Raw genomic sequence first — 24,025 nt, forward strand, 5'->3', positions numbered from 1 at the left:
TGGCTGTGGGCAAACTCCGATGCAGCCGGGACTGCTGTCCTCCACGGTGAGGCGGCGTGAACAAGGGGGTGTTCACCCCTCGCGCGATCGCGGGCACCGAATCACCCTCCGCATCACCGAGTCCCTCCGCCTGGACCTGGTCACAGCTGACGATCGACGCCGAGCTCGAAGTCTCGGCCACCGTTGCGGACGACTTGCCGAGGACAGCATCGACGCCCAGCAGCGTGTCGCTACCGCATTCAGGACGCGAGCTCCGCTGCCCGGAACCGGCCGCACTCGTCAGCACGCCCACTCCTTCGCCATCGTCCTCGCCCAACACGAGGACAGGACCTTCCGACCGGCTCACAGCGGTGGAAGGCCATTTCAACCGCCAGGCGTTCGGCCACGCGAGTCCCCGCTCGTTCACGACGGTGCCCCTCACAACCGAACGATCAGCACGCGTCGTCACCGCATCACGGACTTTGGAGGAGATTCAATTATCACCGGCATAACCACCCGCAGGTTTGCCAAGCCGGGATGACGCGCTCCTGTCGGCCAACTCCCATGCAGGCGTTCCCGCACAGCGATAACAGCCGAGTGTAATCATCCTGTACGGCAATAACGCGAGCACGTACGGTGGAATTCGCCGAAGAGCAAACAAGTGCCCGGTCTAAGGGCCGAAGTGTCCTGCAAATGACCGTCCGCCATCAGTTGCCCCGGCGCCTATTGATAGGTGACCATGGTGGCGCGGGTTAACACCTCGGCATCGATCTGGCCGAGGGCTGGGATCACCTGCAACAGTCGTAGTCCTGTCGGCTGCATCAGGGCGATCACATCTGAATCCAGGTAGCGTCCAGTCCGTCAACTTTTCAAGGAGAATGGTATGAAACCATCGGTATGGCGCGTATTGGCTATTGCGTCCGCAAGCCTCATCGCGACTGGAGTTGTCGTCACCTCCGCGCCGACCGCGCAGGCCGCGCAAGCGCTCCCGCCCGTTCAGATCGGCCGGGTGATAAAGCTCAGCCCTCACTCGACGGTCAATGACCATGCCGCGCTTCCCGCGAGCGGCCCTTATCGCATCAAGCTGGCTCCCGGAACTTACACCTGGAAGCTGCACATTCCCAATCGTCCTTACCAGACCACGATCCGGCTGACCGCTCCCGCCGGCACCTGGTACAGCTGGCGCTGCTACCTGCACGGCCTCGGGGCCAGTTATCCCGATGTCAACTACAAGAGCAACTGCATCCTCAATCCTGACGCCCCCGGTTACCCGACCTTCTCCCTGCCCTCTGTCGACGGCACTTACATCAAATCCGCTCTTTCTGGAGACTCCTCCTGGACGAGCACGCTGGTTCCGCAGTTCTAAAGCCGTGGGCCGGACGGTGCGGCTGTCCGGCCCACATGCAAGCTCTGCCCGTGCATTTCCGGGCGATGGCAGACAGTGACGGAACGCAGGTCGGACCGGCGGGACACCTGGCCGCCACGGATGAATGAGCCGGACACCGCCCGCAGCCCGGGTGTTCGGAAAGTGCTAGTGGCCCGTCATGCAACCTTGGCCGGGTAACTGCTCCAGCTTCGGATGGGTGAGCTGGCGGCGAAGCTAGTCTTCGATCTGGCGGTCGACGTCGGGCTCGGGCATGCTGACGGTGGTCATCTGGCTCCTTGAACGACCTGTGGGGGGATGGCCGTCGTCGGGCCGGCGTGACGGTCAGAACTGTGACGGTGCCTTGTAGCGGCAAGGCCCCTATCGGGACACGTCTGCCGGCTCGACGCCAGCAAGCACCGCCCGGAGCAAGGACCGGCAGATCAATCCAAAGGCAGCAAGGCCAGTTAGACCACGGGCCAGGACCTCGTCCGGACGGCACAAGACGATCCTCACAGTTGGACCAGATCTGGGTCCAGATCTGGCGCCGACCGTCGGCGTTCACGCCGGTGGCCACCAGGCAGTGCACGTTGCCGATCCGCCCGCCCTCACGCACGTTCTGTGTCAGCGCGTCCAACCATACGAACGTGTACGGGCCGGCGTCCAGTGCCCGGGTCCGGAACGCCTCGACCTGCTCATCCAGCGTCTTGGCCATCTGCGAGACCTGGCTCTTGGAGATGTTCTTGATGCCCAGTTGCTCGACCAGTTTGTCCACTCGACGAGTCGACACCCCCCAGCAGATAGCTGGTAGCGACCACACTGATGAGCGCCTGCTCGGCCCGGCGGCCCCGTTCCAGCCGCCAGTCGGGGAAGTACGATCAGCTCGCACTCCAGCGAGGCGAAGAAGCTCTCGGTGATCGCGTTATCGAAGCACGTGCCGGTGCGGCCGGTGGAGAGGCGCACGCCGGCCTGCGCACACCGCTAGCCGAACGCGATCGACGTATATTGACCGCCCTTGTCGCTGTGATGGATCACCTCCGCGTCAGGGCGACGCTGACCAATCGCCATCGCCAGGGCGTCGGTGACCAGCTCGGTGCGCATGTTGGTTCCAACAGGAAGTGGTGGCCCCACCTACAAGCCAGGTTTGGCCCCACTTAACGATCCTCGAGGCCTAGATCGTCAATGAGGTTTGGCCCCACCTCTCCCGGCCAGAAGGCCTTCGCGGTCACACATCAGCTGATCAGGAGCCCCTCAGCCGGTGAGTTCGCCGATGGATGGCCGGGATTCTTCAGCGCGTTCGGCTGGTCTAAGAGTGCAGCTCACGCTGTGATCACGGACGGGGTGGCGTGGCGGTGGCTGGTCCGTACGACTTCACGCTGCCGGCGATCGCCGCCATGATCGCCGTCAGGGCGCAGAATATGGTCGCCAGCCCTGCGGCGATGCCGTTGATCTTGTCGAAGCCGAAGAGGAACTTGAGCTGAGTACCGAAGGGCGTGCCATGCAGTAGCGGCGCCAACACGAGGTTCGCCACGACGAAAAGCACGCAAAGCGCGCACAGGGTCCACGCGCCGGGAATCCTGCGGGCGAACGTGAACCCCGCTGCGACCAGCAGTAACCCGGCGCCGATTACGCCGCCGAGCACGTTCTGCAACACCAGGCTGGACCAGTCATCATGCCTGATGGCGTAGAGGGCGTCGTTAAGCGCGAACCAGACGAGCATGCCGACGGTGATCAGCGCCAGGATGCCAGCGATCACCGCCGCCGCGGCGTTTGCCCTCGGCCTGGGCGGCGCCGCCAACGGGCTCGGCCCGCCACCCCACGGCGCGGGTCCGCCAGCCATCGGCGGCTGACCATACTGAGGAAACCCGGGCTGCGGTGGATCCGGCTGCATCCGCACTCCTCGCGCGTTTCGGCGACACGAATCTGCCGCCCATCATGGTCCGCGATCATCATAGCGAAGGGTGGCCGTACCCCGGCGGCCTATAACGAGGTGTTCGTCGAGGGGTCCCTGGCGCCGAGGCTGTCAGTTGTTGTTCTGGTTCCTGCTCTGGGCCAGCCGGTGAGACTCGGTGCCGGTCTCTAGGATGGTGGCGTTGTAGGTGAGCCGGTCGACGATCGCGGCGCAGAGGCGTGGTTCGGCGAAAGTCTTGGTCCAGCCGCCGAACCCTTCATTCGAGGCGATCGCGACACTTGCGGTCTCCTCCCGCTCGGTCAGAAGCTGAAAGAGCAGGTCAGCGCCGCGTTTGTCGAATTTCATGTAGCCCAGCTCACCGATGCACAAAAGGTCGTAGCGTCCGTAGCGGGCAATGGTCTTGTTGAGGATGAGCTCGTCGGCGGCCTCGACGAGCTCGTTGGCGAGCTTGCTCGCCAGGACGTATTTGACCCTGAACTCGGCCATGGCGGCCTCGGTGCCGAGCGCGATGAGCAGATGACTCTTGCCAGTGCCGGAGTCGCCGATGAGGCAGAGCGGGTGGCCTTGGCAGACCCATTCGCATTTGGCGAGGGTGTGAACGACCGCGGCGGGGACATTGGGGTTGGCCTCGAAGTCGAAGTCGGAGAGCCACCTCTGGCGGGAGCCCGGCGGCCTTGATCCGCCGCTCTGAGCGGCGGCGCTGCCGGTCCTCACATTCAGCCATCAGGAGTTCGGCGAGGAAGCCGCGGTAGGTGAGCTGCTCTCGCTCAGCAGCGTCCGCGGTGGGGATGAACTGGGCGCGCAGGGTAGGCAGCCGCAGCATGCGACAGGCTTGGTCGATGGCGGCCTCGGCGGCGGCTCGGTCATCCCGCGCTGGTGGGCGAAGCGGTATTGCTCGGTGCTCACGGCGGATCTCCTCGGCTGGGTGGGCGGTTGCGACGCAGCAGTTGGTCGTAGGCGGCCACCGAGGGCAGCGGCCTGGTGTCTTCGGGCAGGTTCTCGATCCTTTTCTGGGTGAGGGAGACGATGTTGTCGGCCAGCTCGACCGGGTGGCCGACGGGTCGGCCGGGGCAGGCTGGCTGTCGGCCTGTGCGGCGTTGCGTGCCTCGATCGCGACCACGTCCGCGGTGAGCGCTCCGACTCGCAGTGCGGCGGCGATCCCGGCCACGATGTGGTCGTGGGCCATGCTGCGGTGCAGCAGCAGCACCTCGATCAGCTCCCGGGTGCCGGTGGCGTCCCCGTGGGCCTTGCGGACCGCGGCCCACCAGGCGTCGTGCACCGGGGTGAACTTTCCCGCCGCGCGGGCCTGCTCGAGCGCGGTGGAGCCGGGCAGGGCGCCGGGTTTGCGGATCAGGACCTCCAGGTAGTGGTCGAGGTCGAGGCGCGTGCCGTTCTTGGCGACGAGCCGCTCGTGCCGGGCGACCTCTTTGCGATCGTGGAACACCACGAGCTCGGAGGAGTGCAGCAGCACTCTGACCTGTCGGCCGATCAGCGCGGCCGGCACCGAGTACCGGTTGGTGCGAACGCAGATCTGAGCTCGCCGATCCACCCGCGGGTGAAAGACACGGCCGGTCTCGAACGGCTCGGCCGGCAGCGGCTGAAGCAGTGGCTTTTCCAGCGCGCAATGTTCAGCGACCGTATGCGGGCGGGCGCCGATCCGGCGCTGGTCATCCTGATGATCCCACCGCTCGATCGCGTCGTTGAGCTCGCGAATCGACGCGACCTTCGGCACCGGGACCAGGTGATTGCGGCGGAACCGGCCCACGTCGCCCTCGACTCCGCCCTTCTCGTGAGCACCCTCCTGGCCACGGCGGCAGTAGAAGGTGTCCAGGCCGTTGTGGGACTTGAAAACGAGCCAGCGCGAATGGTGGCCAGTACGCGCCGGAACTGGGGGCTGTCGCCGTACTGGCCCGGTGTCAGGACCAGCGACACCACCCGGCAGCGGCCGTCGGCAGACTACGACGCGGTCCTGGCGCGCTGCCCGAGCCGCCAGTTACTCGACCGGATCTCCGACAAATGGGTGACGCTGATCCTTGCGGCTCTCGGCAGCGACCGTGTCGACGAGCCGCGAGCGATGCGCTACTCGGAGTTGGCCCGCCGGCTGGCCGGGGTCAATCCAGACGCTGCGCTCCCTCGAGCGTGACTGTCTGGTCACCCGCACTGTGACGGCGACCGTGCCGGTCACCGTCACATACGAGCTGACCGACCTGGGTCTCTCGCTCCACCATCTGATGCACAGCATCAAGGATTGGGCCGAGGCGCACATGGACGAGGTGCTTGCCAATCGCGAGGAGTATGACATCCGCGTCACCCGAACGCTGACCATCAGCGCAGCGGAGGCCCTCACATCAACCTCTGCTGGATCCTCACCAGGCCATCGGCGAACGCCGCAGGTCCGCTCAGCCCGCCACATTCGGCGTGATGCCGAGCTGGCCCGTGATGGTGGCGGTGTCGAAATAGATCCGCTCGCAGATGATCTTGTCGTCCTCGGAGCCGTCGAAGAAGAAGAACGCCACCATCGGGCAGCGGAAGCTCCGCCCCGTGGGCGGAGCGCCGTACAACTCGCCCAAATGGGTACCGAGCAGGTCAAACTCCGCAATCACCGCAGTGTCTGAGTGGTGCAGACGGACATTGTCGTGACGCTGGTCCGGGAAGGCCGCCCTCGACCTGTGGTAGTAGCCCAGCACCTGTTCCTCGCCGTCGAAGACCTCGCCGGTGGGGATGAGCTCGTAGCGAGGGTGCCCCATCGTCGTCATCGTGACGTCGAACTCCTGGGCGGCCTCGGACTCGAAGTGGGCTCGGACGAGCGCCTCGCGCGCCTCGCGCACGGTTGACGACGTGGTCACCATCGAACTCTCCAATAAAACTCGATACAGGGATGCACTTCATGCAATCGCGTATGAATGCTGAGGGGTATTGATTGGGGAGGCGGGCATGTCAACTCCGAAACGGTTCTCCAACAGATCCGCCGCCCGCCGCGGGCCGAGATATGGGCGGCGCCGTAGCCGGGCGCCGCACAGGCTGTCGGCCTCGGCCGACAGCAAGGTCTCGGCCATGGTCTTCATCATGGATCGCAACAGATCCGGGTCGCCGGTCTCGATCTGTTTCGCCAGCCATTGCGCGGGCGTCACGCCTGTGACAAGGCCAAACTCGTACACCCAGTCCCGTGGACGCAACCGCAGTACCGCCCCGTTCTCCTGTACGCGTTCGTAAACAACGCCGGTCTGATGATCGGCCCGGCTCCGCCAGAGGAGCCCAACCTTTCACTCTCTTGGTCAACGCGAGAAAAGTAACCCTTTCGCTCCTGTGGCAACCAGGACAGCGAGCGGCCATTTCGAGGGCACTCGAACTCTCATGCTGCGTACATGAAACGAATGCGTAGAGTCTCAGGCTCGTGACCGATGGCTTCCGCCTGGCCAAGGGGTACGCGCACACGACCGCGCGAGACCTGGCCGCGGCGTCGGGGGCGAACCAGGCGTCGATCAACCACCACTTTCGGGTCCAAGGAGCAGCCGCTCACACTGGCCCTGCGCCATTCACCAGCGGGGAAGATAGCGGAGTCCGCGGCGGTTGGCAGTCACGTGGACGAGGTCGACGTGGTGGTGATCGGAGCTGGACAGGCAGGCCTGTCCAGCGCCTACTTCCTGCGCAGGTTCGGTTACGAGCCGCTGGTGCTGGACGCCGCGGACGGGCCCGGCGGGGCCTGGCGGCACCGGTCGCCGACGCTGACCATGGACAAGGTGCACGGCATCTTCGACCTGCCGGGCGTCAGGCAGGAGCCGGATGCCGGGGACAGCAGGCCCGCCGCCGTGGCCGTGCCCGCCTACTACGGCGACTACGAGCGGCGACTGGCCCTGCCGGTGCTGCGCCCCGTCGGCGTCACGACTGTCACGCGGGCCGGCGGGCGGCTGGCGGTGACGGCGACCGCGGGGGAATGGGCGGCACGTGCCGTCGTCAACGCCACCGGCACCTGGACCCGCCCCTACTGGCCGTACTATCCGGGCGTGCCCGGCTTCCGCGGCAGGCAGCTCCACTATGCCTCCTACCGGGGGCCGGCGGAGTTCGCCGGGCGGCGCGTGGTCGTGGTGGGCGGCGGTCACTCCGCCGCGCACGTGCTGTCCGAGGTCGCCGGCGTGGCCGCGAGCACGCTCTGGGTGACCCGGCGGCCGCCCGAGTTCCGCGACGACTTCGGCGAGGAGTCCAGGCGCGAGGCGGTCGCCCTGGTCGAGGAGCGCGTACGCGCCGGGCTGGTGCCGCAGAGCGTGGTCAGCGTCACCGGGCTCGGCCAGACCCCCGTGGTGCTCGCGGCGCTGGCGAAGGGGGCGATGGAGCGTCTGCCGATGTTCGAGCGCATCACCCCGTACGGCGTGAGCTGGGCGGACGGGCGCGGCTACGAGGCCGACACGATCGTCTGGGCGACCGGTTTCCGGTCCGCCCTCGACCACCTGGCGCCGTTGCGCCTGCGCGAGCCCGATGGCGGCATCAAGGTCGACGGCACCCAGGCGGTCAAGGAGCCGCGCCTGCAACTCGTCGGCTACGGCCCCTCGGCCAGCACGATCGGAGCCAACCGGGCCGGCCGCACCGCCGCCCGGAACGTTCGCCTGCTCCTCACCGGCTCAGCCGCGTCCGCGGTGGCCTGAAGAAGGCGCGCCTACTATAGGTAGTAGGAAAAATACCGATTGTGTAAGACCGCGGTCACCGTGGCGAGAAGTGTCGACACGGGCTGTGACGGTGGGCTAGCGTCCCCGGGAGAAGGATCTTTCTCCCGGTTGGAGGTTCCCGCGATGGAGGTGCCCGGCTACACCGAGATCCGGGAGCTCGGACACGGCGGCACCGGGCACGTGATGCTGGCCGTGCGTGACTCCGATGGGCTGTCCGTCGCGATCAAGCACTTATCGGTGCGATTACGCGAGGACGGCGCCTTCGTCGAGCGGCTCCGTGCCGAAGCCGCGGTGATCCGCGAGCTCGACAGCCCGCACACCGCCCGCCTGCTGGACTACGTCGAGGACTCCGGCGACGCCGTCATCGTGATGGAGCTGGTCGACGGTATCCCGCTCCGCCGCCTGCTCCAGCACGAGGGCGGCACGGGCCCGCTGGCCGCGCTGGCCGTGCTGAAGGGGGCGCTGCTCGGGCTCGCCGAGGCGCACCGGCACGGCATCGTGCACCGCGACTTCAAGCCCGAGAATGTGATCATCACCGAGGACGGCGGCAGCAAGCTGGTCGACTTCGGCCTCGCCGCCCACTCGGGCGACGAGGCGCCGCTGATCGGCACCCCCTCCTACATGGCGCCCGAGCAGTGGGAGGGCGCCCCGGCCGGTCCGGCGGCCGACGTCTACGCCGCGGCCGTGGTGTTCTACGAGTGCCTCACGGGACACCGGCCGTTCGCCGGCGACAACATCGCGGCCCTGGCCTACCAGCACCAGCACGCGGCGCCCGCGCTGGACGGCATCGACGGGCCGGTCAGGGGGCTGGTCCGGCACGGTCTGGCCAAGGACCCCGCCGACAGGCCGGAGTCGGCCGAGGCGTTCCTGGCCGAGCTGGAGCGGACCGCCGGGGAGGCCTACGGGAGGCGCTGGGAGGTGCGCGGCCGCTCGATGCTGGGCGCGCTGACCGTGCCGTTCCTCATGATGCGGCCGCTCGCGCAGCCCGCTCCCGACAGCGGCACGACCCTGTTCCAGAGCACGTTCGCGCCGGCCACCAAGATCGCCGTGACCGGCGGGCTGGTGCTGGCGACCGCGGCGGCCGTGGTCTCGGTGTTCCTGATCTGGAACGAGACCCCGCAGCCGGACCGTACCGCGTTCCCGCCCGCGACGCAGGTTCCGGCGACCTCGCGGGCGCCGACCCCGGACGCCGCCGTGTCCACGCCGCCGCCTCCCTCCGAGTCCGGTACGGCCACCCCGCCCCTGTCCTTGACCGGTGCGCCCACCGGCGGCCCCGACCCCGTCACCAGCGCGGAGACGACGCGCGAGCCCACCGCGGTGCCCACGCGGGAGCCCACCCGGCCGCCCGGCACCGGCGAGCCCACACCGGGCCGCGAGCCCACCCGGACGACGAGGCCGACCAGGTCCGACCCGCCGCGCGAGCCCACGACCGCCCCGCCCACGAGGGCGACCCCCACCGAATCGGAACCGCCCGGCCCCGCCCCGACCACGGCCCCGCCGCCGGCCGAGACCAAGAGGCCGCTCGTCTCGCTGTCCATCAGGGTGTCGCTCGGCGTGCCGTTGCTCGGCGGCAGAGGCGACGGCCTCCTGGACGCCGACGTCGGGCTCGGAGTCGGCTCCAGCCTGCTGGGCCTGGTGGCCGTGCCCGGCTCGGTGCTGCTCGGACGCCACCTGGTGGTACGCCGGACGAGACGCCCCCGCGAACTGGAGACCGGAGATCGGCCACCAGGCAATGCGACGAGATAGACGATAAATCGTCCAATTGCATGCCAAGAGGTGAGATCCCCTACTATCTTGCCTCGATAGAGGGCGTCCCCGGCCTGAGTTTCTTCCTGACCGGATCCCGCCCTACGGGCATGGGCAAAGGAGGAGCGTGGCGGTTGCGTCCTCCGCCGACCGGCGGCGCGGCCCCCTCCGAGCTCGCACCACGGCCCCCGTCAGGGTGCTCGCGTCCGGGCTCGCTGTGGCGCTCCTGCTGGTCGTGCCGGTCACAGCAGGGCATGCGGACCCCAAGCCCACGGTCAAGCAACTCGAGAAGGAGCTGGCCGATCTCCAGAAGGAGTCGGACAAGCTGATCGAGGACTACTATCACGGCCGCCGCGAACAGCAGAAGGCGGAGAAGGCCGAAAAGGCCGCCCGCGAGAAGCTGGACGCCGCTCAGAAGGTCTACGACCGGGAGTCGACCGAACTCAGAGCCCTCGCCATCGCCGAGTACACCGGCGGCCGGCCCAACCAGCTCACCCTCGTCGCGGGCACCGAGGAGCCCACCTCGCTGATGAGCAGGCTGGCGCTCACCGAGTTCCTCGTCTCCCAGCAGGAGGCCAGGCTGAGCGGTTTCGCACAGGTCAGGGACGGCCACAAGCAGGCACAGCAGGAGGCGGCCGCCCGCGCCGAGGAGCTCGACGCCACCGCCGACGACCTCGACGGGCGCAGGAAGAAGGCCGAGAAGCTGATCGAGAAGATCAGGGACAAGATCGACCAGCTGCACAAGGCCCCGGGACGCCGCTCCGACGGCACCTTCCTGCCCCAGCTCCCCGGCGGTTCCGACAACATCACCCCCCGGATGCGCCTGGTCAAGACGCTCATCGAGAAGCGCTTCGACGTCCCGTACGGGATCGGCTGCTACCGCGCCATCCAGGACGGCGGCCAGCACCCGCTGGGCCGGGCCTGCGACTTCATGCTCAGCCGGGGCGGCGCGATGCCGTCAGCGGCCGAGATCGAGCGCGGCAACGAGATCGCCGAGTGGGCGATCAAGAACGCCAAGCGGCTGGGCATCATGTACATCATCTACAGGCAGCGGATCTGGCATGTCAGCAGCGGCGCCTGGCGTGTGATGACCGACCGCGGCGGCACCACCGCCAACCACTACGACCACCCGCACATCTCGGTCTACTGAGCGGCGCCTACGTGCCCGCGGCGTTGTCGATGAGGTCGGCGACCTTCGCCGGGTGGGAGATCATCACCACGTGTGACGCTCCCTTGACCTCGACGGTCTCCTTCGCGCCGGCCCGCTTGGCCATGAAGGAGTGGGCTGCCGGCGGGATGTTCCTGTCGCGTTCGCCGAAGACGAACCAGGACGGGATCGTCTTCCACGCGGGTGCGCCCGACGGCTCGTTGAGCGCTGCTTCGGTGACCGGGCGCTGCGTGGCGGCCATCACCTTCGCCTGGCCTGCCGGGACGTCCGCGGCGAACTGGGCCGGGAACCTGTTCTGGCTGATGTAGAGATCCTTGCCGCCGCTCGGCAGCGAGACCGGCGGCGCGAGGGTGGGAGCCAGCGTGCTTCCCGGGAAGCGCCCGGTCAGGGCGATCGCGCTCTCTCCCGTCTCGGGGGCGAACGCGGCGACGTAGACCAGCGCCTTGACGTTCCTGTTGCCGTCGGCGGCGTTGGTGATCACCGAGCCGCCGTAGGAGTGACCGCCGAGCACGATGGGGCCCTTGATGCTTTTGAGGACACCGGCCACGTAGCCCGCGTCGCTCTTCACGCCGCGCAGCGGATTGGCCACGGCGACCACCGGATAACCCTCGGCCAGCAATCTGGAGACGACTCCGTCCCAGCTGGACGACTCGGCGAAGGCGCCGTGGACCAGCACGACGGTCGGCTTGGCCGCCCCGGCGCCCGCCGGGGCCGGCGTCGCAGCCGTGGCGAGCGGGATGATGAGGGCCATCGACATCAGGCCGATGGGGAACCTGTCGAGGTGGGGCATCGCTTCTCCTTTCAGGGGTCACCTCCCGCTATACAGAATCCACGGTCATCGAGAGGTCAATGGGATCAGCCGGCCGCGCTCGCCGTACTTTGCCGAGGCCAGACTGAGGGCCGACGTTCGCCTCGCTACGCTGGGACGAAGCCGCGAAACAAACGATCAACGAGCGGCTCGGGCGGGACGACTTCACCTTCGGCCAGTTCGGCGAGAACTTCACCGTCGAGGGGCTGCCGGACGACGAGGTGTGCATCGGGGACCGCTACCGGATCGGCGAGCCACGTTCGAGGTCACCCAGCCGCGCGTCACCTGCTACCGGGTGGGCGAGCGCTCCGCCCGCGACGTGTGGTGGCTGTACGGTGCCCGCGACGGCACGGAGCACCCTTTCGCGCGGGAGAGCAGCACCCTGCTGGCCCGGCTCCGCACGCGCACGAGCACGTCTGCGGGCCTGCTGTCCGGACGCGTCGGCTACGCCCCCGAGCCGGTCGACGCCCCGGCTGAGGGCAACATCCTGATCTGCTGCTCCCAGCCGCCAAACGAGCTCGTCCTGGACCTGTGACCTGCGGACGGGATCGGCTGGTCCTGGGCCGGGGCGTTGAGGTGCAGCGGCTGTGGTGAGCCCCCGCCGAGCCCGCCGGGGAGGTGGAGATCTTTTTCCGGCGGAGACCTGAAATGAAAGTGGATTGCAAGAAGAGGGCCGTCATAATCGGGACATGCCGCCGATTACGGAGCGCAGAGCGGGAGACCCCGCCGCACTCGGAGGTTACGACATCCGAGGCAGGCTGGGCGAAGGAGGTCAGGGCGTCGTCTACCTGGGCGCCGACGACGACGGCGGGCAGGTGGCGGTCAAGTGGCTGCGCCCGCACCTGGCCGGCGACACGGTGGCGGCCCAGCGCTTCGCCCGGGAGGCGGCGGTGGCGCAGCGGGTCGCGCCGTTCTGCACGGCGAAGGTGCTGGCCACCGGCGTGCACGAGGACCGGCCGTTCATCGTCAGCGAGTACGTCGACGGCCCGTCGCTCCAGCAGGTGGTGGAGCAGGACGGGCCCCGGGCGGGCTCGGGACTGCACCGGCTGGCGATCGGCACGGTGACCGCGCTGGCCGCCATCCATCAGGCGGGGATCGTGCACCGCGACTTCAGCCCGAGCAACGTGCTGCTCGGCGGCGAGGGGCCGCGGGTCATCGACTTCGGCATCGCCAGGGCGCTCGACGCCACCTCCACGATCAGCTCCATGCCGGTGGGCACCCCCGCCTTCATGGCTCCCGAGCAGATCCTGGCCCGGCCGGCGGGGCCCGCGGCGGACATGTTCGCCTGGGCGGGCACCATCGTGTTCGCGGCGAGCGGGATCGGCCCGTTCGCGGCCGAGTCGGTGCCCGCGATCATCCAGCGGGTGCTCTACGACGAGCCGGACCTGACCCGGCTGACCGGGCCGCTGCGCGACCTGGTGGCCGCCTGCCTGTCCAAGGACCCGGCCCGCCGCCCGACCGCCGAGCGAGTGATCCTCCGCCTGTTGGAGCACCCGACGTCCAACCCGCAGGCGCTCGAACAGGCCGCCGCCCTGGTCAGCGGCCGGTCGCCGCTGGGGCCGCCGCCGTCACCACCTCCGGTCCAGCAGCACCCGTCAGGCGGGCCTCCCCACGGTCAGCCCTTACCGGCTCAGCCGTTCGCGGCACCGTCGCCCTCCGGGCCGCAGCCGTACCACCCCTCGCCGGCTCAGCCGCCCTACGCGCAGGCGCCGGCTCAGCCGTACCCGGCGCAGCCGCCCTCGGACGCGCCGCCCACCGTCCGCTACCCCCATGCGCGGCAGTCGGGACCCCAGCCGTCCCCCTGGCAGCAGACGCCGAGCGGGCAACCCCCCGTGCGGTACGGCCCGCCAGGTGGACCAGGCCGCCCGGCAGGCAAGAGCACGAAGGGGTGGGTGATCGCAGTGGTCGCCGCCGGGCTGGCGCTGGTCGCGACGGTCGCCGTCGTCGTGGTCGCGGTGCGGAACATGACGGGCGGCAGCGCGCCGCCCGTCGCCAAGGCGAGCACCGCCCCGGCGACGCCCACGCCCACGCCGGTGCCCACGGCGAACCTGGTCACCTCGGCGCTGCCCGGCACGAGCGCCACCATCTACGAACATCCGGCGGACCCCGTCAGACTCACCACGTACACGGTGTACGACTCCGGAACGAAGGAGTGGATGTACTACGCCCGCGACTCCCTCAGCGGCGGTTTCCAGAAATATCCGGACCAGTGGGAGAGCATCCTGTCGCCCGACGGCCGCTACCTGGCCCAGCGCGGCAAGAAGTACATCGACGGCCACGACAGCGTCAAGATCACCGACAAGGTGACCGGCCAGGCCTCCACCGTCAGGGTCGTGCGGCAGCCGCTGAGCGCCTACATCCAGGCCTGGTCACGCGACAGCCGCCGCCTGCTGCTCAACGTAGGCAACCCGGTCAAGGAGACCTGGCAGTCGACCGGGTTCGCCATCGTGGACGTGACCACGCGGACCGCCTCGGTGGCCTCGCTCAGGGAAAGCTCGCTGCGCGGCATCCGCTACGGGTTCGACCCCGCCGGCACCGGCGTGGTGGCCCTGGCCAACGACACCAGGCAGCAGGCGCTGCGCTTCTTCGACGAGGCAGGCGCGCGCCTGCGCCACATCCCCAACGTGGGCGCGGGCATAGCGGACTACATGTTCTCGCCGTCGGGCGAGAAGTTCGTCACGAACTGCCCAGGTCTAGCCGCCGGCACCAACTGCGTGTACGACGCGTGGTCCGGATCGGAGCTCAGGCGTTTCGAGTCCGGCTGCAACAACCTGGCCACCTGGTACGACGACGACCACGTGGTCTGCTGGATCCGGCCGGACGCCGCCGGTGAGAGGCAGCAGGTCCAGGTGGTGGACTTCACCGGCCGGCCCGTCCGCATGCTGGCCGACGTGCCCACGGGAGCGACGAACACGAGCATGATCTACACCTACACCCGCCGCAACTAGCCGCCCGCTCCGAAGCTCACCGCTCCTGGTCCGGGCGCAGCCGTGCGACGGCCTCCTCGGTGACCTCGGCGATCCCCTCGAAGTCGGTGGACCGGCTGACCTCGGCCCACCGCTCCGCCTCGGCGGCGCGCGAGCGGGACGCCTGCTCGGCCATGCGGACCGCGTCCGAACCGAGCAGCAGCCGCAGCGGCGGCTCGTCCAGATCGGCGATCCTCACCAGCACCTGGGCCGCGCGGGCCGGGTCGCCCGGCTGCGATCCGTCGGCCTCGCGGCGGTACGCGTGGACCACCCCCACCGTCTGCTCGTAGTCCGCCCCGACGGGCTGGATCCGCATCGAGGACCCGCCCCAGTCGGTACGGAACCCGCCGGGTTCGATGATGACGACCTTGACGCCCAGCGGACGCATCTCGGCCGCCAGGACCTCCGAGAAGCCCTCGACGGCGAACTTGGCAGCCTGGTAGGCGGCGAGCCCGGGCGTGCCGCCGACCCGCCCGCCGATCGAGCTGATCTGCATGACGAGCCCCGACCGCTGCCCGCGGAGCACCGGGAGGGCGGCCTTGGTGACGTTCACGACGCCGAACAGGTTGGTCTCGATCTGCGCGCGGAAGTCGTCGTCGGGCGTCTCCTCGATCGGCCCGGAGTCGGCGTAGCCGGCGTTGTTGACCAGCACGTCCAGCGAGCCGAACGCCTCCACCGCCGTGCTCACCGCCGCACGCGCGGCCGCCGGGTCGGTGACGTCCAGGCGTACGGCGCGCACGCTGTCGCCGTGCGCCTGGACGAGGTCGTCCAGTTGCTCGGGCCGGCGCGCGGTCGCCACCAGGCGGTCGCCGCGTTCGAGCACCGCCCGCGCGAGTTCGTGCCCGAGCCCTCGCGAGCTGCCGGTGATGAGCCAGGTCTTCATCGAACTGCCCTTCCATGCTGGTAGAAGCCGGATGGACCGTTCCATACCCGCAGATGTGACCACCATCGACGGGAAGGCGCGAGCTGGGCTAGCGCACCCGCCCGCGAGGCCGCAACCGGGTGCCCGGCAGCACGGGGGCGGGCAGCGGCTCGCCGTCGAAGCCCTTGACGGTGCCGAACCCCTCGCCCTCCATCCACTCCTTGCGGAAGGCGACGATCTCGTCGTGGCCGCGGCCGACGAAGTTCCACCACATCACGATCTCCTCGCCGAACGGCTCGCCGCCGATGAGCAGCAGCCGCCCGTGACCGCTGACGCGCACGCTCTCGCGGCCGGGCGGCAGATAGAGCAGCGGTCCGGCCCGCAGCGGCTCCACGGCGCCGTCGAGCAGCAGCAGCCCGTGCTCGAAGGCCGGATCCAGCGGCAGCTCGGCCTGCCCGTCGACCGTCACCTCCGCGCCCACGAGCGGGCTGTGCACGGTGGCGGGCGAGGTCACCCCGCCCAGCGAGCCCATGATCACGGTGGTGGTGAAGCCGGCCCCGGCGTGCACCGGCAGCGACGCGTGATGCTCGAACGCGGGGCCCACGTGGCGGTGCTCGCCGGGCAGCGCGACCCAGAGCTGCACTCCGTGCAGCAGCTCGGGCGACGACTCCTCGGAATGCGAGATGCCGCGCCCGGCGGTCATCAGGTTGAGCTGCCCGGGCCGTACCTCCTGCAGGCTGCCGAGGCTGTCACGATGCAGCACCCGGCCGGCGAGCAGCCAGCTCACCGTCTGCAGCCCGGTGTGCGGGTGCGGCGGCACCCGCATCGCCGCCTCCTCCGGGCCGTAGGCGTCGACGAAGCACCAGGCGCCGATCATGCGCCGGTGCACGTTGGGCAGGGTCCTGCTGACCGCCATCGCGCGCGGCCCGCCCAGCGGTACCGCGCGCCCCTCCAGCAGCTCGCTCTCCGCGCCGGAGTCGCCGGCGCAGAGGACCTCGCGGGGGTCCTGTTCGAGATTGCTCACATGACGACTTTACGGCGACGCCGCGGCTGGATGTTCCGGACATATGCCGGTACGGCGAGACCTGCTCGACCGATCAGCCCAAGGTCTCCCACCAGCCGTCGACCGCCGGGGCGGTGGCGGTGTCGACGGCCTCGCCCGGGCGCGGCACCACGATCTCGACGTCGCGCGCCTTGGCCTCCCGCCACAGCCGATCGACCGGCTCCGACCACGGGTGCAGCGCCAGCGTGAACGTCGCCCAGTGCACCGGCAGCATGAGCGCGCCGCCCAGATCGAGGTGGGCGTTGACCGCTTCCTCCGGGTTCATGTGGATGTCCGGCCAGGACGCGTTGTAGGCGCCGATCGGCATCAGCGTCAGGTCGAACGGCCCGTGCGCCGCCCCGATGCCCTGGTAGCCCTCGAAGTAGCCGGAGTCGCCCGCGTAGAAGACCCGCTTGGCGGCGCCGGCCACCACCCACGAGCCCCACAGGGTGTCGTTGCGGGTGAGGGTGCGGCCGGAGAAGTGGCGGGCCGCCGTGGCGACGAACCGCAGCCCCGCCACCTGCGCCTCCTCGTCCCAGTCCAGCTCGATGATCCGGTAGGCCGGCACCCACCACCGCTCCAGATGCGCCCCGATGCCCAGGGGCACCAGGAACGGCGCCCGCTGCGTCCTGATCAGCCCGCGCACGGTCGCCAGGTCCAGGTGGTCGTAGTGGTCGTGCGAGATCACGACCGCGTCGACCTCGGGGAGCTGGTTGAGGGCCACGGGCAGCGGGTGGTGGCGCTTCGGTCCGAAGAGTTGCGAGGGGGAGGGCCGGTTGCTCCACACCGGGTCGAACAGCACCCGCCGCCCCTCGATCTCGACCAGTGTGGAGGCGTGGCCGTACCAGACGGCGCGCAGCCCGGTCGGCGAGGGCTCGTCGACCGGCGGGACGCGCACCGGGACGGGACCGGCAGGGCGGCGCTGCTCCTTGTCCTTGGCCAGCTCGCCCAGCAGGCTCACCGGCGGCGTCGTCATCAAGGCGGTGGTCTCCGGCATCGGGTTGAAGAACGTGCCGTCCCTGAACTGTGGCGAGCGTCGCATCCTCTCAGCGCGGTCCGGCCCCGACGTCAGGGGCCGCACACCCAGCTCCGCGGGCACGTCCCGCAGTGCCCAGCCGGCCGCCGCCAGGGCCGCTCCCCCCAGCACCACTCGCCTTACCGTCCGAAAACCCGCCATCGCCACACTCCTCCAAGAAAGTCAGTCCATCGTGCTCAACTGACCGCGATGTCCCTGATGTTCCCGACTACCAAGATATATCGCGATAGATCACGCTGCGTTGCGCGACGGGGACACGTCCGGCCGGCGCGGCGCCGCCCCCGCTAGCGCTCGGACCTCTGGCCCCGTTCGGGGAACGGCCACGGATTGGGCCGGCAGCCGCCCAGCGACTTCGACTGCTGCATCATCACCGGAGCCGGCCGCCCGCGCCCCGGGCAGGTGGTGTGGTGGTGTCCGAGGCCGTGGCCGACCTCGTGGCTGATCAGATACTGGCGGTACGCGGCCAGGTCGCCGCGGTACTGGGGGACTCCCGTGGCCCATCGGAGCGCGTTGATGACCGAGCGGCTGCCGTTCCAGCAGGACAGGTCGCCGCCGGTACGCAACGGCCGGCACCTGCGGTCGGTCAGGTGCGGGCTGGACAGGGCCACGCGGATCCGCACCGGGGGACGGGCGACGCGCCGGAAGCGGGCCCAGCCGCGGGGATCGTTCAGCGTGCGGTGCACCTCGGCCGCGAACGCGCGGCCGTCGAACGGCAGCCCCCGCTCCACCTCCACCAGGTAACGCACCACCGCGCCTCGTCCCCGCCTTTCGGGCGCGCCTCCCGGCACGACCGCGTACCGGCCGGACGCGGCACGCGGCACCCTCGGCATCGGCTGCGCACCGGCCTCGCCCGGCGCTGCCCGCTCCCCGCCGGGGAGCGGCGCTTGCTTGGCTGGAGGCTTGCCGTACGGCGAGAGCTCCGGCGCGGGGGAGGCCCCGCGCACTCCCGGCGTCGTCTCGCCGCAGGCCGTGGCCAGCAGCATCAGGACGAGCAGTACGAACGGCCGCAACGCCGCCTCCCCTCCGATCATGGCGGGGAGGATTCGATCATAGGAGAGCGGCCGGAGCCGTCAGACAGGGGGGCTGTAGGGAGTGAGGTCGATGGGCGCCTCCTCGCCCAGGGCCAGGCCGGCGGCGAGCTGGCCGGTGAACGGTCCCGCCGTCAGGCCGTACGCGCTCAGTCCCGTCGCCACCACCACCTGGTCGTCGACGCGGCCGATGAGCGGCGGCCCCGGCGCGTACACCGGCCGCAGGCCCACCCTGACCTCCGTCACCGTCGCCCCGAGCAGGCCGGGCGCGATCCGCAGCCCCGCCTGGAGCACCTCGTCCAGCCCGCCCATCGTGATGCGCGGCGCGAACCCGACGTCCTCCACCGTCGCCCCCACCACCACCCGGGAGTCGGGAAAGCCCAGCAGGTACGGGCCGCTCCTGGGCAGCACGATGGGCCACCAGGCCGTGTCGACGCCGTCCAGGGTGGCGTGCACGATCTGGCCGCGCCTGGGGAAGACGGGCAGCTCCACGCCGAGCGGCCGGCACACCTCGCCCGTCCAGGCCCCCGCCGCCACGATCACCACGTCGGCCTCCAGCGGAACCCAGTCCGCCCCGGTCACCGGTTCGCCGTAAACGGGGCTCTCCTCCGCGCGCCTCCGCCGGCCTTCGGCGTCCTCCAGCCCTTCGACGCCCGCCCGGCCTTCTGCGCCGCTCTCCCGCGTCCCGGCTGCCGGTGGGAGCGGCGCGCCCTGGCGCCAGGACCCGCCGCTCGCCGCGCCCGGCTGACCGTACAGAACCCGGCCGCGCGCGTCCGCCTCGTGCACCTCCCGCACCAGCACCTGCCCGCCCGGCAGGACCGTCGCCGTCCCCGTGTGCAACTCGGCGCCCTGACGCACGGCGGCCTCCAGGAGCGCGTCCCTGACCGCGCCGCCGTCGACCCGGGCGGCGCCGGCCACGTGCAGCGCCACCAGGTCCTCGGCCAGCGGCGGGAAGAGCGCCGACGGCGCCGGCACGTCCGTGACCTCCCCCATCTCGGGCGCCTCCGCGTAGCGGCGCGCCAGCAGGGCCCGCACGGGCTCCAGCTCGGACGGCTCCTCCGCGACCAGGAGCGCCCCCACCCTGGCGTAGCCGATGTCCTCGCCGAGAGCCTCGACGAGCTCGGGATAGCGGCGGGCCCCCTCCCGGGTCAGCCGATACCAGTCCTCGTCGTGCGAATGGTCCACCCACGGGCACACGATGCCCGCGCCCGCCTGCGTCGCCTGGCCGCTGTACGCCCCGTCCACCACGGTCACGGACACGCCCCGGGCACTCAGGTGGTGAGCGGCGCTCGCGCCGACGATGCCGCTCCCGATCACTGCAACACGCATGCCCCAATGATCGCAGCCGGGTTAACGTCGGAGAATGACGGTCATACTCATCGGCACCCTCGACACCAAGGGACAGGAGTACGGATGGCTGCGTGACAAGCTGATCGCGCTCGGACAGGACGTGCTGGTGATCGACGCGGGCACCGGCGAGCCGGGCGTGTCGTATCCCGTCGGCATTCCGAACGGGCAGGTCGCGGCCGCCGGGGGCGCCGACCTGGAGGAGTTGCGCGCGGCCGGAGACCGGGGGGCCGCGGTCACGGCGATGGGCGAGGGGGCGGCGGCGGTCCTGGCCGGGCTGCACGCCGCCGGGCGGGTGCACGCCGTGCTCGCCGTGGGCGGCAGCGGCGGCTCGTCGATCGCCGCCAGAGCCGTCCGCGACCTGCCCATCGGCCTGCCCAAGGTGATCGTCTCCACCATGGCGTCCGGGGACGTGTCCCCGTACGTGGGGGCCACGGACGTCACGCTGATGTACAGCGTGGTCGACATCGCGGGCGTCAACCGGCTGTCCCGGGCGATCCTCGGCAACGCCGCTGCCGCGGCCGCGGGGATGGCGGCGGCCTACCGGGAGCAGCGGGCGGACGAGTCGGACCGGCCGCTCGTCGGGGCGTCCATGTTCGGCGTGACGACCCCGGCCGTGGACGCCGCCCGCGAGCGGCTGGAGGAGCTGGGTTACGAGGTGCTGGTGTTCCACGCCACCGGCTCCGGCGGGCGGGCGATGGAAGGGCTCGCCGCGAGCGGGATGCTCGCCGGGGTGCTCGACCTGACCACCACCGAGCTGGCCGACGACCTGGTGGGCGGCGTGCTGTCGGCGGGCCCCGACCGGCTGACGGCGGCCGGACGGCACGGCGTGCCGCAGGTGGTCGCGCCCGGAGCGCTCGACATGGTGAACTTCGGGCCGCGTGAGACCGTCCCGGAGCGGTTCGAGGGCCGCGACCTGTACGTGCACAACCCGACGGTCACCCTCATGCGCACCACCCGCGAGGAGATGGCCGAGCTGGGCCGCCGGGTCGCCGCCAGGCTGGCCGGGGCTACCGGGCCGGCCGCGCTGTTCGTCCCGCTGCGCGGGGTGTCCGCACTCGACGCCGAGGGCGTGGCCTTCCACGATCCCGAGGCGGACCGGGCCTGCTTCGACGCCCTGGCGGCCTTTCCCCCGACCGAGCGGCTCGACCTGCACATCAACGACCCGGAGTTCGGACGCGCCATGGCCGACCGGCTCCACCAGCTGATAGGAGGCAGCCGGTGAACCGGCAGACAGTGCTCGATCGGCTCCGCCGTACCGTCGCCGAAGGCAGGCCGGTGATCGGCGCGGGCGCGGGCACCGGCCTCTCGGCCAAGTGCGCGGAGGGCGGCGGCGTCGACCTGATCATCATCTACAACTCGGGCCGCTACCGGATGGCCGGCCGCGGCTCGCTGGCCGGGCTCCTGCCCTACGGCGACGCCAACCAGATCGTGGTGGAGATGGCCTCGGAGGTGCTGCCGGTGGTGCGGGACACCCCGGTGCTGGCCGGGGTGTGCGGGACCGACCCGTTCCGGGTCATCCCGCGCTTCCTGGACCAGCTCCAGGCGATGGGCTTCGCGGGCGTCCAGAACTTCCCGACCGTCGGCCTGTACGACGGCGTCTTCAGGCAGAACCTCGAGGAGACCGGCATGGGCTTCGACCTCGAGGTCGAGATGGTGCGGCTCGCCCGCGAGCGGGACATGGTGACCGCGCCGTACGTGTTCGACGAGGACCAGGCGCGCGCCATGGCCGAGGCCGGAGCCGACGTGCTCGTCCCGCACATGGGCCTGACCACCAAGGGCAGCATCGGCGCCGGCACCGCGCTCACCCTGGACGAGGCAGTCACCAGGGTCCAGGCGATGCGCGACGCGGCGGCCGCGGTCCGCCCCGACATCCTCGTCCTGTGCCACGGCGGTCCCATCGCCGAGCCCGCCGACGCCCAGCACGTCCTGTCGCGCACCAAGGGCGTGGCCGGCTTCTTCGGCGCCTCGTCGATGGAGCGCCTCCCCACGGAACGCGCGATCACCGAGCAGGTCGCGGCCTTCAAGAACCTGGAGCTCTAGATGCTGATAAATCCGGACACGGTGTCGACCATGACCTTCGATTGGGGCTCGATCAAGTGGTTCGTCACCCCGTCGCTCGTCCCCGGCGCGGGCAGCACCCTGGGAGAGGTGATCGTCAACCCCGGCCAGGGCCACGCCCGCCACAACCACCCGGACGCCGAAGAGATCATCTACGTGATCTCCGGGGAGGCCAGCCAGATGGTCGACGACGCGGAGCCGTTCCCCATCCGGGAGGGCGACACCGTGCACATCCCGATGGGCGTCTTCCACTCCACGCACAACACCACCTGGCGCCCGCTCCGCCTGATCGTCACCTACACGCCGGGCGGCGAGGAGAAGGCCCTGGAAGGAGCCCCGGACTATCGCCTGCACGAGCCGGGCCAGGTCCCGCACTGGCACCAGCCGTAGCGCCGGGGGCGCCGATCAGAGGGGAGGCCCGGCGGTTAGGGACCGCCGGGCCATCACCGCCAGCTTGAGCACCGCGCCGATCAGCAGCCGGACGACGCCGACGGCGAGCGAGCCGGCAAGGAGCGATCCCAGGTCGTCGATGCGCAGGGGAAGTCCGAGCGCCGCGCACAGCGCTTCGGACAGCCACAGGGCCAGCGGGATGGTGCCGAGCATGACGACCATCGCCGTGGTGGGGAGCGAGGCCGGCTCCCTGGGCGCCCGCCCGGAATCGCCGTCCGTCCCGTGGGGGCCGCTCGGGCCCGCGGCGCGCTGCCGCAGGCTCGAAACCAGGAGGAGCGCCCGGCCGCCGATGGCGAAGATCAGGAACACGAGCGCCGAGACGGCGATCGCCTGCGCCACTCGCAAGGGCGGACCATCGGCGTGAATGCCCGGCACTACCAGCACGGTCAGCCACACGACGAGGACCGAGCTGACCAGCGCCACCGGAATCGGCCTGACCACCCCTGTCCACACGCGGCGGCGCACGTCGCGCGGAGCCGGGTCGTCCATGGACCGACAATCACACGAGCCACGCACTCGCGCCAGGGGGAGTCAGCGGCCGGCGGCCCAGCCGTAGAGCTTCATCAGGCGAGCCGCCACCCGCGCGAACCGGTCGGCGTCCAGGACGGCGCCCTCGCGCCGGATGTCGTCCTCGTCCAGCACGAACACGCGATCCAGCCGCAGGTGGGACACCGTCCCGTCGCGTCCCCACGCGCCGATCTCCAGCCAGTCGGGCCCGTCGTCACCCCTGCTGGACAGCATCATGCCCAGCAGCCCGCGCCCGCTGCGGCCCACGACGAGCAACGGCCGGTCCTTGCCACGCGCCGGGTCCTCCTCGTAGGGCACCCAGGCCCACACGATCTCACCGGGGTCGGCGAGCCCGTCGAGGTCGGGGGAGTAGGACAACGTCGCCGCCTGGCGGGTCGAACGAACCTCACGCACCGCGCCTCTGGCCGGCCGGGGGTCTTCACCTAGATCACGCACGCGTCGAATCCTACGGAACCCGGACATGCGGACGCCAGCGCACGATCCCGCACGCACGGTCCCGCACACGCGATCAGGTCCTGCGGTGGTCGTGCGGGTGGACCTGGTCGGCGAAGCCGAGCTCGGCGGCCAGCGTGGCGAGGCTGGGCTCGCCCTGCTCCAGGCGGTCCAGGGCCCGGCCGACCCGCACCCGGTTGCGGTAGTGCGTCAGCGAGACGCCGAGCTCGTGGGTGAACGCCCTGCTGAGCTGGTAGGGGGACACGGCCAGGAGGTCGGCGAGTGGCACGAGGCCGTCGGCCGCGGGATGGCCGGAGGCGATGGCCTCGCGGGCGGCGTCCACGATGGCCGGCGAACGGCTCGCGGATCGCCGGGGGGAGGCGGGAGTGGCGGTGACGGCCACCTGGCTCAGCGTGGTGGAGATGAGCGGCAGCAGCGCCTCGGCGAGCTCGAACGCCGGGGCGCCGGCCCGGGCGGCGGACAGGACGCGCCGGACCAGGACCATCCGGTGGGCGGAGCTCACTTCGGGCGGCGACCGCCGCGGATGGTCGTCGAGGCAGGTCACCGCGTCCAGGGCGAAACCGGACCCGGCGCCCAGTCGTACGGCCGAACGCATGCGCCGCACGCTACGCCCCG

General features: G+C 70.5%; 22 protein-coding genes and 5 pseudogenes. 10 read left to right on the plus strand and 17 right to left on the minus strand.

All coding sequences use genetic code 11. The features are described 5' to 3' along the window. A partial coding sequence (locus V5E28_RS46555; RefSeq protein WP_336216738.1) for a hypothetical protein occupies window positions 1-406 on the minus strand: 406 nt, incomplete at its 3' end. A gap of 456 nt (window positions 407-862) precedes the next feature. Here V5E28_RS46555 and V5E28_RS46560 point away from each other — a divergent pair. Next, on the plus strand, window positions 863-1,345 hold the full coding sequence (locus V5E28_RS46560; protein WP_336216739.1) for a hypothetical protein: 483 nt from the start codon (window positions 863-865) through the stop codon (window positions 1,343-1,345). Window positions 1,346-1,880: 535 nt separating this feature from the next. On the opposite strand, the pseudogene V5E28_RS46565 reads toward V5E28_RS46560, so the two are convergent. The 7 genes and pseudogenes from V5E28_RS46565 to V5E28_RS49925 form a co-directional block, all read right to left on the minus strand. Next, window positions 1,881-2,220: pseudogene (locus V5E28_RS46565) on the minus strand (transposase); the annotation flags it as partial. Further along, a pseudogene (locus V5E28_RS46570) lies at window positions 2,219-2,455 on the minus strand (transposase); the annotation flags it as partial. The pseudogenes V5E28_RS46565 and V5E28_RS46570, both read right to left, overlap by 2 nt. Window positions 2,456-2,672: 217 nt before the next feature. Next, entirely contained in the window at window positions 2,673-3,233 is a 561-nt protein-coding gene (locus V5E28_RS46575) for a hypothetical protein (protein ID WP_336216740.1), read from the minus strand. Between the two features lie 132 nt (window positions 3,234-3,365). Beyond that, window positions 3,366-3,968, minus strand: coding sequence for an ATP-binding protein (locus V5E28_RS46580; protein ID WP_336216741.1), 603 nt, complete (start codon window positions 3,966-3,968; stop codon window positions 3,366-3,368). Window positions 3,969-4,689: 721 nt separating this feature from the next. Beyond that, window positions 4,690-5,019, minus strand: a pseudogene (locus V5E28_RS49920) (Mu transposase domain-containing protein); the annotation flags it as partial. Window positions 5,020-5,653: 634 nt separating this feature from the next. After that, a complete protein-coding gene (locus V5E28_RS46595) occupies window positions 5,654-6,103 on the minus strand; it encodes an ester cyclase (protein WP_336216742.1) in 450 nt (149 codons plus the stop codon). A gap of 144 nt (window positions 6,104-6,247) precedes the next feature. Then, window positions 6,248-6,385 (minus strand): annotated as a pseudogene (locus tag V5E28_RS49925) (IS256 family transposase); the annotation flags it as partial. A gap of 450 nt (window positions 6,386-6,835) precedes the next feature. Between V5E28_RS49925 and V5E28_RS46605 the strand changes: the two are divergent. The 3 genes from V5E28_RS46605 (at window position 6,836) to V5E28_RS46615 (ending at window position 10,811) form a co-directional block, all read left to right on the plus strand. After that, window positions 6,836-7,894 (plus strand): FAD-dependent oxidoreductase, encoded by a 1,059-nt coding sequence (locus V5E28_RS46605; protein WP_336216744.1) that lies wholly within the window; start codon window positions 6,836-6,838, stop codon window positions 7,892-7,894. A 129-nt stretch (window positions 7,895-8,023) separates the two neighbouring features. Beyond that, on the plus strand, window positions 8,024-9,661 hold the full coding sequence (locus V5E28_RS46610; protein ID WP_336216745.1) for a protein kinase domain-containing protein: 1,638 nt from the start codon (window positions 8,024-8,026) through the stop codon (window positions 9,659-9,661). Window positions 9,662-9,788: 127 nt separating this feature from the next. Continuing rightward, on the plus strand, window positions 9,789-10,811 hold the full coding sequence (locus V5E28_RS46615) for a coiled-coil domain-containing protein (RefSeq protein ID WP_336216746.1): 1,023 nt from the start codon (window positions 9,789-9,791) through the stop codon (window positions 10,809-10,811). A gap of 7 nt (window positions 10,812-10,818) precedes the next feature. Here V5E28_RS46615 and V5E28_RS46620 read toward each other — a convergent pair whose 3' ends face one another. Next, entirely contained in the window at window positions 10,819-11,619 is an 801-nt protein-coding gene (locus V5E28_RS46620) for an alpha/beta fold hydrolase (protein WP_336216747.1), read from the minus strand. Window positions 11,620-11,774: 155 nt separating this feature from the next. On the opposite strand from V5E28_RS46620, the pseudogene V5E28_RS49930 reads away from it, so the two are divergent. The 3 genes and pseudogenes from V5E28_RS49930 to V5E28_RS46630 all read left to right on the plus strand — a co-directional run. Further along, a pseudogene (locus V5E28_RS49930) lies at window positions 11,775-11,831 on the plus strand (hypothetical protein); the annotation flags it as partial. A 29-nt stretch (window positions 11,832-11,860) separates the two neighbouring features. Then, the gene (locus V5E28_RS46625) at window positions 11,861-12,172 is read left to right on the plus strand and encodes a hypothetical protein (protein WP_336216748.1); all 312 of its coding nucleotides are present in this window, start codon (window positions 11,861-11,863) and stop codon (window positions 12,170-12,172) included. A gap of 154 nt (window positions 12,173-12,326) precedes the next feature. Further along, window positions 12,327-14,585: a serine/threonine protein kinase gene (locus V5E28_RS46630; protein WP_336216749.1), complete on the plus strand. Its 2,259-nt coding sequence runs from the start codon at window positions 12,327-12,329 to the stop codon at window positions 14,583-14,585. 16 nt (window positions 14,586-14,601) lie between these two features. On the opposite strand, the gene V5E28_RS46635 is transcribed toward V5E28_RS46630, so the two are convergent. The 5 genes from V5E28_RS46635 to V5E28_RS46655 all read right to left on the minus strand — a co-directional run bounded on the left by V5E28_RS46635 (window position 14,602) and on the right by V5E28_RS46655 (window position 19,900). Then, the gene (locus V5E28_RS46635; protein ID WP_336216750.1) at window positions 14,602-15,486 is read right to left on the minus strand and encodes an oxidoreductase; all 885 of its coding nucleotides are present in this window, start codon (window positions 15,484-15,486) and stop codon (window positions 14,602-14,604) included. A gap of 88 nt (window positions 15,487-15,574) precedes the next feature. Then, complete coding sequence (locus tag V5E28_RS46640; RefSeq protein ID WP_336216751.1) at window positions 15,575-16,489, minus strand: pirin family protein; 915 nt, start codon at window positions 16,487-16,489, stop codon at window positions 15,575-15,577. A gap of 73 nt (window positions 16,490-16,562) precedes the next feature. Continuing rightward, window positions 16,563-17,684 carry an MBL fold metallo-hydrolase gene (locus tag V5E28_RS46645; RefSeq protein WP_336216752.1) on the minus strand — a complete coding sequence of 374 codons (1,122 nt, stop codon included), beginning with the start codon at window positions 17,682-17,684 and terminating at the stop codon, window positions 16,563-16,565. A gap of 143 nt (window positions 17,685-17,827) precedes the next feature. Then, complete coding sequence (locus V5E28_RS46650) at window positions 17,828-18,574, minus strand: DUF3152 domain-containing protein (protein WP_336216753.1); 747 nt, start codon at window positions 18,572-18,574, stop codon at window positions 17,828-17,830. 39 nt (window positions 18,575-18,613) lie between these two features. After that, complete coding sequence (locus V5E28_RS46655) at window positions 18,614-19,900, minus strand: NAD(P)/FAD-dependent oxidoreductase (RefSeq protein WP_336216754.1); 1,287 nt, start codon at window positions 19,898-19,900, stop codon at window positions 18,614-18,616. Window positions 19,901-19,934: 34 nt separating this feature from the next. Between V5E28_RS46655 and V5E28_RS46660 the strand changes: the two genes are divergently transcribed. From V5E28_RS46660 to V5E28_RS46670, 3 genes are read left to right on the plus strand one after another with little or no spacing between them, the layout of a single operon-like run. Next, entirely contained in the window at window positions 19,935-21,143 is a 1,209-nt protein-coding gene (locus V5E28_RS46660) for a Tm-1-like ATP-binding domain-containing protein (protein WP_336216755.1), read from the plus strand. Beyond that, the gene (locus V5E28_RS46665) at window positions 21,140-21,961 is read left to right on the plus strand and encodes a phosphoenolpyruvate hydrolase family protein (protein WP_336216756.1); all 822 of its coding nucleotides are present in this window, start codon (window positions 21,140-21,142) and stop codon (window positions 21,959-21,961) included. The genes V5E28_RS46660 and V5E28_RS46665 overlap by 4 nt, the downstream gene beginning before the upstream one ends. 30 nt (window positions 21,962-21,991) lie before the next feature. Next, on the plus strand, window positions 21,992-22,369 hold the full coding sequence (locus V5E28_RS46670) for a cupin domain-containing protein (protein WP_336216757.1): 378 nt from the start codon (window positions 21,992-21,994) through the stop codon (window positions 22,367-22,369). A 15-nt stretch (window positions 22,370-22,384) separates the two neighbouring features. Here the strand turns inward: V5E28_RS46670 and V5E28_RS46675 are convergent, their stop codons facing one another. The 3 genes from V5E28_RS46675 to V5E28_RS46685 form a co-directional block, all read right to left on the minus strand. After that, complete coding sequence (locus tag V5E28_RS46675; protein WP_336216758.1) at window positions 22,385-22,918, minus strand: hypothetical protein; 534 nt, start codon at window positions 22,916-22,918, stop codon at window positions 22,385-22,387. 42 nt (window positions 22,919-22,960) lie between these two features. After that, window positions 22,961-23,392, minus strand: coding sequence for a type II toxin-antitoxin system PemK/MazF family toxin (locus V5E28_RS46680; RefSeq protein ID WP_336216759.1), 432 nt, complete (start codon window positions 23,390-23,392; stop codon window positions 22,961-22,963). 73 nt (window positions 23,393-23,465) lie between these two features. Beyond that, window positions 23,466-24,005, minus strand: a complete 540-nt coding sequence (locus tag V5E28_RS46685) for an AraC family transcriptional regulator (RefSeq protein ID WP_336216760.1) — start codon at window positions 24,003-24,005, stop codon at window positions 23,466-23,468. Window positions 24,006-24,025: the final 20 nt, after the last annotated feature.

This window comes from Nonomuraea sp. LPB2021202275-12-8, assembly GCF_037044575.1.
Lineage (GTDB): Bacteria > Actinomycetota > Actinomycetes > Streptosporangiales > Streptosporangiaceae > Nonomuraea.